The organism is Oscillibacter sp. ER4 (genome assembly GCF_000765235.1).
GTDB classification, from domain to species: domain Bacteria; phylum Bacillota; class Clostridia; order Oscillospirales; family Oscillospiraceae; genus Hominicoprocola; species Hominicoprocola fusiformis.
In genome coordinates this window covers 1-12150 of record NZ_JPJG01000087.1, presented here as the reverse complement: position 1 = coordinate 12150, position 12150 = coordinate 1, and the positions used below count along the sequence as shown (strand labels likewise).

General features: G+C 59.2%; 14 protein-coding genes and 2 pseudogenes. 7 read left to right on the top strand and 9 right to left on the bottom strand.

Features of this window, described 5'->3' with window-relative positions:
• Window positions 1–119: pseudogene (locus NI20_RS16055) on the top strand (IS3 family transposase); the annotation flags it as partial.
• 39 nt (window positions 120–158) lie between these two features.
• On the opposite strand, the gene NI20_RS0112210 reads toward NI20_RS16055, so the two are convergent.
• The 4 genes from NI20_RS0112210 to mtaB all read right to left on the bottom strand — a co-directional run bounded on the left by NI20_RS0112210 (window position 159) and on the right by mtaB (window position 3325).
• Complete coding sequence (locus tag NI20_RS0112210) at window positions 159–701, bottom strand: DUF6512 family protein (protein WP_033121672.1); 543 nt, start codon at window positions 699–701, stop codon at window positions 159–161.
• A gap of 116 nt (window positions 702–817) precedes the next feature.
• Complete coding sequence (locus NI20_RS0112205; RefSeq protein WP_033121671.1) at window positions 818–1435, bottom strand: MBL fold metallo-hydrolase; 618 nt, start codon at window positions 1433–1435, stop codon at window positions 818–820.
• A gap of 24 nt (window positions 1436–1459) precedes the next feature.
• The gene (yfbR, locus tag NI20_RS0112200; protein ID WP_033121670.1) at window positions 1460–2035 is read right to left on the bottom strand and encodes a 5'-deoxynucleotidase; all 576 of its coding nucleotides are present in this window, start codon (window positions 2033–2035) and stop codon (window positions 1460–1462) included.
• A gap of 3 nt (window positions 2036–2038) precedes the next feature.
• The gene (gene mtaB / locus NI20_RS0112195; RefSeq protein WP_033121669.1) at window positions 2039–3325 is read right to left on the bottom strand and encodes a tRNA (N(6)-L-threonylcarbamoyladenosine(37)-C(2))-methylthiotransferase MtaB; all 1287 of its coding nucleotides are present in this window, start codon (window positions 3323–3325) and stop codon (window positions 2039–2041) included.
• Between the two features lie 154 nt (window positions 3326–3479).
• On the opposite strand from mtaB, the gene NI20_RS0112190 reads away from it, so the two are divergent.
• Entirely contained in the window at window positions 3480–4613 is a 1134-nt protein-coding gene (locus NI20_RS0112190) for a cysteine desulfurase family protein (RefSeq protein WP_033121668.1), read from the top strand.
• Between the two features lie 20 nt (window positions 4614–4633).
• Entirely contained in the window at window positions 4634–6016 is a 1383-nt protein-coding gene (locus tag NI20_RS0112185; RefSeq protein WP_033121667.1) for an MATE family efflux transporter, read from the top strand.
• Between the two features lie 46 nt (window positions 6017–6062).
• Here the strand turns inward: NI20_RS0112185 and NI20_RS0112180 are convergent, their stop codons facing one another.
• Window positions 6063–7025, bottom strand: coding sequence for a DMT family transporter (locus NI20_RS0112180; protein WP_052084678.1), 963 nt, complete (start codon window positions 7023–7025; stop codon window positions 6063–6065).
• A 140-nt stretch (window positions 7026–7165) separates the two neighbouring features.
• Window positions 7166–8401: a dicarboxylate/amino acid:cation symporter gene (locus tag NI20_RS0112175; protein WP_033121666.1), complete on the bottom strand. Its 1236-nt coding sequence runs from the start codon at window positions 8399–8401 to the stop codon at window positions 7166–7168.
• A gap of 58 nt (window positions 8402–8459) precedes the next feature.
• On the opposite strand from NI20_RS0112175, the gene NI20_RS15455 reads away from it, so the two are divergent.
• The 4 genes from NI20_RS15455 (at window position 8460) to NI20_RS0112160 (ending at window position 11001) form a co-directional block, all read left to right on the top strand.
• On the top strand, window positions 8460–8717 hold the full coding sequence (locus NI20_RS15455) for a hypothetical protein (protein WP_197055395.1): 258 nt from the start codon (window positions 8460–8462) through the stop codon (window positions 8715–8717).
• Window positions 8718–8835: 118 nt separating this feature from the next.
• Window positions 8836–10167, top strand: a complete 1332-nt coding sequence (locus NI20_RS0112170; protein ID WP_033121665.1) for a uracil-xanthine permease family protein — start codon at window positions 8836–8838, stop codon at window positions 10165–10167.
• Window positions 10168–10273: 106 nt separating this feature from the next.
• The gene (locus tag NI20_RS0112165; RefSeq protein WP_033121664.1) at window positions 10274–10489 is read left to right on the top strand and encodes a DUF1653 domain-containing protein; all 216 of its coding nucleotides are present in this window, start codon (window positions 10274–10276) and stop codon (window positions 10487–10489) included.
• On the top strand, window positions 10486–11001 hold the full coding sequence (locus NI20_RS0112160; protein WP_033121663.1) for a M48 family metallopeptidase: 516 nt from the start codon (window positions 10486–10488) through the stop codon (window positions 10999–11001). The genes NI20_RS0112165 and NI20_RS0112160 overlap by 4 nt, the downstream gene beginning before the upstream one ends.
• A 133-nt stretch (window positions 11002–11134) precedes the next feature.
• Here NI20_RS0112160 and NI20_RS0112155 read toward each other — a convergent pair.
• From NI20_RS0112155 to NI20_RS0112145, 3 genes and pseudogenes are all read right to left on the bottom strand, one after another.
• A pseudogene (locus NI20_RS0112155) lies at window positions 11135–11416 on the bottom strand (YeeE/YedE thiosulfate transporter family protein); the annotation flags it as partial.
• Between the two features lie 123 nt (window positions 11417–11539).
• Entirely contained in the window at window positions 11540–11776 is a 237-nt protein-coding gene (locus NI20_RS0112150) for a DUF3343 domain-containing protein (protein ID WP_033121661.1), read from the bottom strand.
• A partial coding sequence (locus NI20_RS0112145) for an aminotransferase class V-fold PLP-dependent enzyme (RefSeq protein ID WP_033121660.1) occupies window positions 11773–12150 on the bottom strand: 378 nt, incomplete at its 5' end. The genes NI20_RS0112150 and NI20_RS0112145, both read right to left, overlap by 4 nt.

The window sequence follows — 12150 nt, the reverse complement described above, 5'->3', positions numbered from 1 at the left end:
AGTTCCGCTCCATGGAACACTTCAAACTGGAACTGATCGAATATCTAGATTACTACAACAACCGCAGGATCAAGGCAAAGCTAAAGGGCTTGAACAATTTTTACTTCAGAATATTGTCTAACTTTTTGGGGTGCAGTTCACTTCTCGGCAGGGCTTTTTTAACACGGTGTTTCCAGTCCGTAGCACCCGCTCACGGGGTCTAAAAAGAGCGGCAGGTGCAGCGGGCGGTACGTGAACCAGACGAACGCGAACAGCAGCGCCCACAGAAGTACAAAGCCGATGAGCTGCATCGCGCCCCCGCGCAGCGCGCCATCGGTCAGCAGGCGGTAACTCACAAAGTACAGCAGCGCGTCGGCGAGGAAGAAGATCGTGATGTTCACCCAGTCAGGGAGCTTGCCGAACATTCCCGTCAGCGTGTAGAAAAGTGCCGGAATCGAGACAAGGCCCAGCAAGATGCTCGCCGCCTTGACGGCGAAGAAGTTCCGGAACGCCTCGGAAAACACAATAAACTCCACCACCGTGAACACGAGAAACGGGATAAACAACAGCTTCATGTGCTCCCAGGTCGACTCGTTGACCGCTGAAAACACCGCGATCACGCGATTCCCGCCCGTCCATTCGTACACAAAGTGCAGCAGCGTCCCGAAAAGGCCAGTTGCGATAAAGCCGACAATCTCCCATCGGCGCAGCTCCCGTTTCATGCTCCGTCCTCCCTTTCCGCCCCGGTCAAGCCGGGCAAGCACTATAGTCTACGCGGGAAAGAAGGGGTTTATACAGCAAAAGCCGCCCTAAACGGGCGGCTCTTGCATTTCTTCTCTTATTCGGCAAATCGCGGCACGATGACACCCGCAGGTGCGTTCTTCGTCAGCTCGAAAGAGTTCCCATCAAGTTTGTGGATCTTCTTTGCCTCATACAGCGCCAGAAATTCATCGAGTGTGCCGATCTCAGGGTAGCCGTGCACGCCGAAGCGGTAGTGCATCGGCACGAGCACGCGCGGCGCGATCGCGTCCGCGACCTTTTTCGCCGTCTTCGCGTCGATCGTGTAATACCCGCCGACGGGGATCAGCAGCGCGTCGCAGCCCTTGGCCGCCGCGAGCTGCTTCTCGCTCAGCTCATGGCCAAGGTCGCCGCAGTGCACGAGCGTCATCCCCTCTGCGCGCAGGATATGGATGGCGTTCTCGCCGCGAAGTGAACCTTTCTTGTCATCGTGGAACGTTGAAACCGTCTCGACCGTAAACGGGCTTTCCGATTTGTCGCAGCCCGAGAGCGTCACCGCCTCCAGAAAGGCGTGGTCGCGGTGGCCGTGCGAGCACAGCGCCTCGTCCGCCTCGATGTGCAGCGCAGGATACGTCTCTACATAGTAGGGGTCGAGCACGATGCGCCAGCCCGCGCTCTCGACCGCAAAGCAGGAATGGCCCAGCCAAGTGATGTTCATGGTGTTTTCCTCCTTAATTCCGCGTCATTCAAGCTCATCGAGCGTCATGGAGAAGCTCTCCATGCAGTTGACCATGAAATAGTCGAGCTCGGGCATGTGCATCTCATTCAGCGCGCGGTGCGTCTGCTCCGCAGCCTTTTTGAATTCCATGTTGCCCGCCTTGAGCTCTTCGACGCACTTGATGTAGGCCGAGAGCTTGTCCGCCGCTTTGACGAGCTTTTTCGTCGTCTCGTCCTCGATCTTGATGATGGGCTCATAGTCCGCGCGCAGTTCGTCCGGCAGCATGGAGAGCAGCTTGTCGCTTGCCACGGCCTCGACCTTGCGGTAGGCGTCGCGGATCTCGGGGTTATAGTACTTGATGGGCGTCGGCATATCGCCGGTCAGGATCTCTGTTGCGTCGTGGTAGAGCGCGGCGACCGCCACGGCGTTCGCGTCCGTGGGCAGACCGAAGACACGCGTGCGGATGAGCGCGAGCGCGTGCGCCAGCACCGCGACCATGTGGCTGTGCTCCTGAATGTTCTCCTCTTCGGTGTTGCGCATGAGCGCCCAGCGCTTGACACAGCGCATGCGGGAGATATAGGCATAAAAATGGTTGGCCATGCGTTATTCCTCCAACTCGCCGCGAAGACTGCCGCCGTCGACCGCCGTGATCTTCACGTTTTTCACCTGATTGTGCAGGCCTTCCTGCGCGACGGATACCTCCATATAGTTCGGCGCGTGGCCCGCGCTGCCGCCCTTGCGGTCGCGTTCGAAGAGCACGGGAAAGGTCTTGCCCACGCAGCACGCAAGATACGCTTCGTGCATCGTCTTGGCGACAGCCGAGGCGCGCGCAGCGCGCTCTTCGCGCACGGGCATGTCGATCTGGCGCATCTCCGCAGCCTTCGTGCCTGGGCGGATGGAATAAGGGAAGACGTGCATGTCGGCAAAGCCGACGCGCGCGATGAAGTCAAGCGTCTGCGCGAATTCCTCCTCCGTCTCCTCGGGAAAGCCCGTGATGAGGTCCGTCGTGATGGCAGGGTCGTCAAAATACTGACGCAGCAGGTCGCAGGATTCCATATAGCGCGCCGTATCATATTTGCGGTTCATACGCTTTAAGGTCGCGTCGCAGCCCGACTGCATCGAGAGGTGGAAATGTGGGCAGAGGTAAGGAAGCTTCGACGCCCGCTTGCAGAATTCCTCCGTGATGGTCCGCGGTTCGAGCGAGCCGAGGCGGATGCGCATGTCGCCGCCCTCGCGCGCGATGAGCTCCAAAAGGTCGATGAGTGAGGCCCCGTCCTTGAAGTCCGAGCCGTAGGACGAAATTTCGATGCCCGTGACCACGATCTCACGGTAGCCCTCCTCACGCAGCGCTTTCACCTGCTTTGCAGCTTCGTCCATCGGCAGCGAGCGCACGCGCCCGCGCGCGTAAGGAATGAGGCAGTAGGTGCAGAAGTTCACGCACCCGTCCTCGACCTTGAGCATCGCGCGTGTGCGATTCACCATACCGCCCGCGGGCAGCACCTCAAAATCGCGCCGCTCCCAGACGTCGTCGACATCGACAATAGGCGTTTTGTCCTGTGCCGCGCGCTCCAAAAGGTCGATGAACTTCGCACGGTCATTCGTGCCGGCGATGACGTCGAGTCCGAGCTTTTTGACGTCCTCGGGATGCGTCTGGGCGTAGCAGCCGCAGGCGGCGATGACCGCGCTCGGGTTGCGGCGCTGCGCCTGACGGAGCATCTGGCGCGACTTTTTGTCGCTCACCGCCGTGACCGAGCAGGTGTTGACAACGTAGGCGTCCGCCGTCTCCTCAAAATCCACCAGTGTATGTCCGCGGTGCAAAAGCTCCTGCTCGAGTGCCTGCGTTTCATATTGGTTCACCTTGCACCCGAGGGTGCAGATCGCAACTTTCATGTATGTTTGTATCCTTTTCCGCGATTTGGGCGGTAAAGTCCCGCTTTTTTTCTGCCGTATCCGACGCAAAGCGTCCGCCGCCCTTGCTTTTTTATTTTTATATTGTATAATCATTTGAGCATTCTGACAAGTCCAAAGAAAGGATTTTCCCGATATGATCTATCTCGATCACGCGGCCACCACCCCCGTTCCCGAAGAGGTGGCGCACGCCGTTTACGATACGCTGGTTTCTGGCTGGGGCAACCCCAGCTCGCAGTACCCCATTGGAAAGCAGGCGCGCAACGCTGTCGCCGCGGCGCGCGAGACGATTGCCGCCGCGCTCGGCTGCAAGAGTGAACAGTTCGTCTTCACCTCCTGCGGGTCGGAGAGCGACAACTGGGCCGTCCGCCTTGCCCTGCACCAGAACCGCCACCTCGGCAAGCACATCATCACGACCGCCGTGGAACACAGCGCGATTCTCGAGACCTGCAAGACCCTCGAGCAGGAGGGCTGCTCCGTCACGTACTTAAAGCCCGACAAGAACGGCGACATCACCGCCTCTCAGGTCGAAAGTGCACTGCGCGACGACACCGCGCTCGTCACGATGATGCTCGTCAACAACGAGACGGGCTGCATCTTCCCCGTGGCCGAGGTCGCGCAGCTTCTGAAAGCGAAAAAGTCCCGTGCCCTGCTGCACACCGACGCGGTGCAGGCCTTTTTGAAAATTCCGTTCCGCACCGACACGCTGGGCGCGGACCTCATCTCCGTCAGCGCGCACAAGCTCGGCGCGCCCAAGGGTATCGGCGGCCTGTATTTGGGCGAGCGCATCCGCGCGCCCAAACCGCTGATCTTTGGCGGCGGGCAGGAGAGCGGCCTGCGCTCCGGCACAGAGGCCACGGGCCAGATCGCAGGCTTTGCCAAGGCGGTCGAGCTGCGCGCCGACCATCTCGATGAAAAGCTCGCCCACGTCGCCGCCATCAAGGCCTACGCCGAGGAAAAGCTCCTCGCGCTCGACGGCGTCGTCCGCATCGGCGACGGGACCGCGCCGCACATCCTGTCGATCTCGCTCGTCGGCTACCCGTCGGCGAATGTCGTTACGGAACTTGGCGCACAGGGCATCTGCATCTCGGCAGGCTCCGCCTGCCATCGCGGGCAGCTGAGCCACGTCTACCGCGCGATGGGCCTTGACAAAAAGACCGCCGCGGGCGTGCTGCGTGTCAGCTTCGGCCCCGAGACGACGAAAGAAGAGATCGACGCACTCGTCTCCGCCCTCAAAACCCACCGCGACACGCGCTTCCCCATGCTGTAATTCCAACATTCGAGGTTTTTATGTTCTCCTATCTTCACCAGCCCAAGGGCTTTTACAAGCATCTTTTTCTGCTGGCGCTGCCGGTCATCGTGCAGAATTTGATCACCACGTCGCTCGGCTTTCTCGATACGTTCATGGTGGGACTTCTCGGCAGCGATCAGATGTCCGCCGTCACGGTGGCGAACGTGCCAGTCTTCATCATCCAGCTCGTCGTCTTCGGCCTGCAAAGCGGCTCAAGCGTGCTCATCAGCCAATACTGGGGCCGCGGCGACCGCGAGAGCATCAACCGCGTCATGGGCATCGGCTTTATGATTGCGGGCGGAGTGAGCGTGCTGTTTGCCGCCATTCTGTGCGCGTTTCCCGCGCAGGTGCTCTACCTCATCACCGACAATCTGACACTCGTGGAGCTGGCCGAGCCGTACCTGCGCATCGTCGGCTTCTCCTACATTTTCAACTCGCTTTCCTCCATCTACATCGGCATGCAGCGCAGCATCGAAAATCCGCGCTTCGGCATGATCGTCTTCGCAATCTCGATGCTCTGCAACACGCTCGGCAACTATGTGCTGATCTTCGGCAAGCTCGGTCTGCCCGCACTCGGCATCACGGGTGCGGCGGTAGCGACGCTTCTGTCCCGCGTGGTGGAGTTCGTCGTCGCGTTCTCCTACGCGTTCCGCTGCCGCACGATGCCGCTCATGAAGCACGCCATCCTCCGCCCCGGCATGGACATGCTGCGTAAATTCCTGCGCTACAGCGCGCCGGTGCTCATCAACGAGACGCTCTGGGGCACGGGCTTTTCGATGATCACGGTCATCATGGGCCACATGGAAAATAGCAGCGATCTCATCGCCGCCTACACGCTTGCGGGCAATATCGACAAACTGATGACCTCCGGCGTGTTCGGCATCGCGGCGGCGGTGTCCGTCATCGTCGGCAAGGAGATCGGCACGGGCAACTTAAAGGGCGTTTACAACATCGGCCGCGCGCTGTGCTTCACGGCGTTCGCGTTCGGCATTGTGCTCGGCGTCGCCGAATACACGATGTTCGTGACGCTGATGCGCCCGTTCGTCATGCCGCTCTTCTCGCTCTCGGCGGTCGCCGAGCGGCTTTGCAGTGTGATGCTCATGTGCTATGCCTGCGCCATCCCGCTGCACAGCTTTTCAACCACGATGGTCGTCGGCGTGCTGCGCGGCGGCGGCGACGTGCACGCCTCGCTCTTTATCGACAATTTCCCCCTCTGGTGCGGCACGCTGCCGATGATGTGTCTGCTCGGCCTTGTGCTCAAGGTGCCGAACGAGGTCTTCTGCCTCTGCCTGATGATCGAATATATCATCAAATCCCCCCTCGGCCTTTACCGCCTGCACTCCGGCAAGTGGATCCACGACATCACCCGCATCGACGAATAACAAAAAAGCGGAAGGGCGCTGCCCTTCCGCTTTTCCATTCTCATTGTCAAGTTTTTACCGCGCGCTCCCGCCGCATTTCTCTCAGCACCGGCACGCTGACACACAGCGACGCCGCCACAAAGAACGCGATGCCGACCATGCGGTTCACGCTGATATGCTCGTGGTACACGACGACCGCCAGCGCCGTTGCCAGAACGGGCTTGACGAGATAAACGAACGACGCCTCCGTCGCGGAGGTGTACTCCGTGATCTTCGCCGTAAGCAGAAAGCCGATGGCCGCGCAGCCGATGCCGACATGGCACAAAAGCAGCGTCGTTTTGAGCGTAAAGCTCGTGAAAAACGGAATGCCCGCAAATATCTCCAGCCCCAGGCCGCTGTAAAGCGCACCGACCGCCGGAATCTCACCGAGCAGCAGCAGGAAAAGAAGCTCCAGACCGCCGATGAGCATGTTGAAAGTCGTGATCACGAGCGCGCCGAGCCGCGGCAGACGCAGCTTACAGAGCGTACCGTAAGTGGCAAACAGCAGCGTGGCGGTGATGATCTCCAAAAAGCCGCGCAGGCTGATCTCAAGGTGCGCGGGATTGAGGATGAAGAGAATGCCGACAAGTTCCACGCCGATGGCCAGCAGATGGTTCTTTTTCAGCGGCTCATGCAGGATGAAGTGCGCCAGCGCCACCGCGAACACAGGATTGCCCGAGTAGATAATCGATGTAGCTGAGGCGTCCATGTGCAGCACCGCCATCTGCAAAAGTGACATGTGCAGCGTCACCGTCAGAAAACCGAGCAGTGTGAAATAGCCCCAGTCCGCCTTTGTAAGCTGGATATCCCGCTTTTTGAGGTCGTTCAGTGCAAAGGGCATCAGCGCAGCCGCGCCGAGCAGCACACGCTCGACTGTCACCTGCATGGGTGCAAACGCGCCGCCGAGCGCCTTGAGCGCGACCTCCGTCGTGGAATAGAGCATCGCGGCAAGCAGGATATAGAGATATCCCCGTTTCCGATCAGTCGTCATCTTCTTCCTCCTGTGCCTCGCCTTTGGCGAAGCAGCATCATTGTATGCCCCGCTGTGTTAAAATGCAATCCCAATCCGCTTTGTTCGGACGAAAAATGCCGCCCCGAATCGGGGCGGCATTTTGATTGCGGAACAGAAAATTACTTGGCAGCCTTGGCAGCCTTCTTGTTCTCCCACTTGGTAACGCACAGCGCGCAGGAGACGTCGCCCGTGATGTTCAGGCAGGTACGGCCCATGTCGAAAAGACGGTCGATGCCGTAGATGATCATGATCATATCGACGGGAATGTTCATCGCCTCGAGCACCATGGCAAGCATGATCATGCCTGCGCCCGGCGTACCGGCTGTGCCGATGGAGGCAAGCGTTGCGGTGACGACGATCGTGACCATCTGGCCAAGGGTCAGCGTCATGCCGCAGCAGGTGGCAAGAAAGATGGTGGCGACGCACTGATAGATGGCGGTGCCGTCCATGTTGATCGTCGCGCCGAGGGGGATAACAAAGGAGGAAACGTCGCTCTCCGCGCCCAGCTCATCCGCGCACTCCTTGCTCAGAGGGATCGTGGCGGCAGAGGAGGTGGAGGTAAAGGCGAAAATCATCGCGGGGGATGCCTTCTTGAAGAAGGTGAAGGGGTTGATGCCCGCAAACGCCTTAGCGGAGAAGGAATAGCAGAGGATCGCGTGGACAATGTATCCGAGGTAAGCGCAGCCAAGCACGATACCGAGAGACGTCAGGATCTCGGGGCCCTGCGTGGCGACGACCCACGCCATCATCGTGAACACACCGATGGGGCTGAGGGAGATGATGAAGGACATCACGCGCTCGATGACTGCATAGAGCGTGGAGACCAGGTCCTTGGCAAGCTTGCCCTTTTCGCCCGCGGCAAGGATGCCGCCGCCGAACATCAGGGCGATCACGATGACCTGCAGCATGTTGGCTTCCGTGAAAGACTTCCACATATTGCTCGGGAAGATGGCAACCAGCGTATCCATGAAGTTGGCGCTCGTCGCTTTATCCCACACAGCGCCCTCTTCCAGCGCGAGCGTGGGAAACAGGCCGGCATTGTTGAAGATGTTCGCAAAGAGAAGGCCGATGACGCAGGCGATTGCCGTGGTGACGAGGAAGTAGGCAACCGTCTTCCAGCCGACGGAGCCGACTTTCTTCATATCGCCCATGGAGATGATACCGTCGATCATCGACAGCAGCACGACGGGCACAACGATGAACTTGAGAAGATTGACGAAGATCGTGCCGAAGGGCTTTAAGTAGTTGGTGGTAAATTCGGGCTTACCGACAAAGTAGAAGATAAGACCGACCGCGATACCCAGGATCAGGGCAAGTACGATCTGCTTTGGCAGACTCATTTTTTTCTTTTCCATACAACACACACTCTCTTTTTAAAAAGTCCTCCATTTATAGGTGTTATCAATAGGAGGTATGGGTATTTTACATCATCAAAGCAGTCTTGGCAAGTCCTTTGCAGGAAAAATTTCGTTTTGCTGCCCGCATTTTTGCACAAAAATGATGGATATCTTTCATGTAAATTGGTCAAAATTCCGGCTTGCAATCTTGCCTGCTTTCGGGTATTCTTGGTCAGACGACAACAAACGAACAGGAGGAACGACCCATGATGCTCTGCACCGCGCCGAAAAAGAAAAACCCCTCCATTGGTATTGCTGTTTCCGTTTTTATTGATATTGTTTCTTTTGACCGGTAAGTTTTCTTACCGGTCTTATTTTTTGCCCACGCGGGGCCCAACCATGTTTATTCAAATGAGAATAAAAATAAGAAGAAAGCAAAGAGGGAAAATCACATGAAGAAAGATCTCGGACACGAAGCCATCTACGACGCCCGACAGCTGGGCACCCCCAGAATGCTGATCCTGGGCCTGCAGCACATGTTCGCCATGTTCGGCGCGACGGTGCTCGTCCCCATTTTGGTCCAGGGCTACGGCCTGCCGCTCTCCATCCAGACGACGCTGCTGTTCGCCGGTCTCGGCACGCTGCTGTTCCACGTGTGCACCAAGTTCAAGGTCCCCGCGTTCCTCGGCTCCTCGTTCGCCTACCTCGGCGGCTTCTCCACGGTCGCGACGATGCCCGCCTACGAAGGTCTCGATCCCGAAACGAAGCTCGCCTACGCGCTCGGCGGCATCGTGATCGCAGGTCTCCTCTACCTCGTGCTCGCACTCCTCTTCAAGGTGCTCGGCGTGAAAAAGGTCATGCGTTACTTCCCTCCCATCGTCACGGGCCCGATGATCATCATGATCGGCCTGAACCTCTCCGGCTCCGCCATCAATAACGCCTCCACCTGCTGGTGGCTCGCCCTCGTCGCTATGGCCATCATCGTGGTCGCCAACATCTGGGGCAAGGGCATGGTCAAGATCATCCCCATCCTGCTCGGCGTCGTCGGCTCCTACATCGTCGCGGTCATCGCCGGTCAGGTCGACTTCTCCGGTGTGAGTGAAGCAAGCTTCCTTGGTCTCCAGCAGTTCGTCATCGCCAAATTTGACGTCTCCGCCATCCTGGTCATGGCCCCTATCGCCATCGCGGCTATGATGGAGCACATCGGTGATATCTCCGCCATCTCCTCCACCACCGGCAAGAACTTCATCGAAGACCCGGGCCTGCACCGCACGCTCGTCGGCGACGGTCTCGCCACCGCGTTCGCCGGTTTCTTCGGCGGCCCTGCCAACACCACCTACGGTGAGAACACCGGTGTGCTCGCCCTCTCCAAGGTCTACGACCCCCGCGTCGTCCGCCTCGCGGCCATCTACGCCATCATCCTGAGCTTCTCCCCCAAGTTTGACGCGCTCGTCAACTCCATCCCCGCGGCCATCGTCGGCGGCGTCAGCTTCATCCTCTACGGTATGATCTCCGCGGTCGGTGTGCGCAATATCGTGGAAAACCAGGTCGACCTCACCAAGTCCCGCAACCTGATCATCGCAGCGGTCATGTTCGTCAGCGGCCTCGGCTTCAGCTCGGTCGGCGGCATCACCTTCACTGTCGGCGGCGCGGCCGTCACCCTCTCTGGCCTCGCCATCGCGGCCCTGTGCGGCGTCATCCTGAACGCCATCCTCCCCGGCAACGACTACGAGTTCGGCGTCAGCGTCGTGGGCGACAAGTCCGCCGACCTCGGCAGCTACTAAGAAGCAAATTTCAAAATCAAATCAAAAAGGAAGCGGCGCACGCCGCTTCCTTTTTTCGCTTCTTCGTGCTATACTCTATCCAAATCCTTTGCAGGAGGCATCATTCATGGAAAGCATCAAGCCCGGGCGCTACCGCCACTTCAAGGGCAAAGAATATGAGGTTCTCGGCATTGCGCGCCACTCGGAAACCGAGGAGGAGCTCGTCGTCTATCGCGCGCTGTACGGCGACTTTAGCCTCTGGGTGCGGCCCGTGAGCATGTGGAACGAGACTGTCGAGCGCGACGGCAAGACGTTCCGCCGCTTCACCTATATTGGCGAATGACGGACTATACGCTGATTCGCGCCAAGCGCCGTACGATGTCCCTGCAATTGGACCGCGACGGAAATGCCGTCGTCCGCGCGCCCTACGGCGTCAAAAAAGAGTTCATCGACCGCTTTGTCGCCGAGCACGAGGACTGGCTTACCCGCGCCCGCGAAAAGCAGCAGGCGCGCCGCCTTGCCCATCCCGAGCCGACGGACGAGGAGCGCAAAGCGCTCATCGCGCGTGCGAAGGAATACCTCCCGATGCGCGTCGATTACTGGAGCGGCATCATGGGCCTCACGCCGACGGGCCTCAAGATTACGTCCGCGCGCACGCGCTTTGGCTCGTGCAGCGGGAAAAACAGCCTTTGCTTTTCCTGGCGGCTGATGCAGTATCCGCGCGAAGCCATCGACTATGTCGTCGTCCACGAGCTCGCGCACATCCGCCACCACGACCACTCCCCCGCGTTCTACGCGCTCATCGAGCGCTACATGCCCGACTGGCGCGAGCGGATGAAGCTGCTGAAAGAATAAAAAGAGACGCTCTGCGGGCGTCTCTTTTCATCATAATATGGTAGTCCGACCTTCTCTTACTTGTTGAGCTTCAGCCAGAAGTCCTCGCCTTCGGCGGCATACTCCACTTTATAACCCTGCTTTTCGGCAAAGCGGGTGGCGATCCGGCGCGCGCCTTGAACTCCTTGCTCGCAACGCTCATGATGAACGCGCCGAGCACGAGGCCAATGATCTCAGGGCGGACATACTGCACCTTTGCCGCGCTGTGCAGGCCCACCGCGCCGGAAATATCGCGCAGAAAGCACGCGATGCAGAAGCCCATGTTCGTGGGGTTGCCGAGCGCCGTTAAGATGAGCGCCGCAAGGCCCACTGCGGCGCCCGCAATAATGACGCCCAGATGTACTTTTTTCATTTTCTCCAATTCTCCTTTTTTGATCGTTGACAAAATCAACACTTTTTGTCGAAAACCAGTATATCGGTTTATCTTTTGAAAAACAAACGGTATTCATAGATGAAAGAGGGGGAACCATCGTTTTTTCGATGGTTCCCCCTCTTTTCTTCAAATCATCAGCTCGTAAAAGCCGTCGACCTCCAACCCCTCCGCCTCGGTCAGCGCGGCGAGCGCGGCGCGGTCCTGGACCTCCGCGCGCCACGACATACCGCAGTCCGCCGTCAGCTCACGCGGGACGGGGATGAGCCGCCCGGGCAGGCCCTTCGCCCGGCAGAGCTTTTCCATCGCGATGGCCGCGGCCGTCGTGTGGAAGGTGATGACGAGCCATAGCTTTTTCTCTCTCATGTTGCGATCTCGCGGAGCGCGGTGACCGCGGCGTCCGCCTCCTCTTCCGTATTGTACCAGCCGAAGCTGAAGCGCACCGCGCCCTGCTCCTCAGTTCCGAGTGCCTCGTGCAGGCGCGGCGCGCAGTGCGCGCCCGGGCGGGTCGCGATGCCGTACTCCTCGGACAGGATGTCCGATACCTCGCCAGAGTCCATATCGCCGATGTTCAGCGCGGCGACCGCCGTGCGCTCATGGTCAAAATCGCCGTAGAGCGTCACGCCCGGAATTTTCTTGACGCCCGCGACAAAGCGGCGCAGCAGCGCCATTTCATGCGCGTGGATGGCCTCAACGCCGGTCTCCTGCAAAAAGTCGAGCGCGGCGCTCAGCCCCGCGAT

Bases quoted from the DNA above. Each gene is read 5' to 3' on its own strand.
- NI20_RS0112210 (WP_033121672.1), bottom strand. From the start codon at position 701: ATGAAACGGGAGCTGCGCCGATGGGAGATTGTCGGCTTTATCGCAACT.
- NI20_RS0112205 (WP_033121671.1), bottom strand. From the start codon at position 1,435: ATGAACATCACTTGGCTGGGCCATTCCTGCTTTGCGGTCGAGAGCGCG.
- yfbR (WP_033121670.1), bottom strand. From the start codon at position 2,035: ATGGCCAACCATTTTTATGCCTATATCTCCCGCATGCGCTGTGTCAAG.
- mtaB (WP_033121669.1), bottom strand. From the start codon at position 3,325: ATGAAAGTTGCGATCTGCACCCTCGGGTGCAAGGTGAACCAATATGAA.
- NI20_RS0112190 (WP_033121668.1), top strand. From the start codon at position 3,480: ATGATCTATCTCGATCACGCGGCCACCACCCCCGTTCCCGAAGAGGTG.
- NI20_RS0112185 (WP_033121667.1), top strand. From the start codon at position 4,634: ATGTTCTCCTATCTTCACCAGCCCAAGGGCTTTTACAAGCATCTTTTT.
- NI20_RS0112180 (WP_052084678.1), bottom strand. From the start codon at position 7,025: ATGACGACTGATCGGAAACGGGGATATCTCTATATCCTGCTTGCCGCG.
- NI20_RS0112175 (WP_033121666.1), bottom strand. From the start codon at position 8,401: ATGGAAAAGAAAAAAATGAGTCTGCCAAAGCAGATCGTACTTGCCCTG.
- NI20_RS15455 (WP_197055395.1), top strand. From the start codon at position 8,460: ATGGGTATTTTACATCATCAAAGCAGTCTTGGCAAGTCCTTTGCAGGA.
- NI20_RS0112170 (WP_033121665.1), top strand. From the start codon at position 8,836: ATGAAGAAAGATCTCGGACACGAAGCCATCTACGACGCCCGACAGCTG.
- NI20_RS0112165 (WP_033121664.1), top strand. From the start codon at position 10,274: ATGGAAAGCATCAAGCCCGGGCGCTACCGCCACTTCAAGGGCAAAGAA.
- NI20_RS0112160 (WP_033121663.1), top strand. From the start codon at position 10,486: ATGACGGACTATACGCTGATTCGCGCCAAGCGCCGTACGATGTCCCTG.
- NI20_RS0112150 (WP_033121661.1), bottom strand. From the start codon at position 11,776: ATGAGAGAGAAAAAGCTATGGCTCGTCATCACCTTCCACACGACGGCC.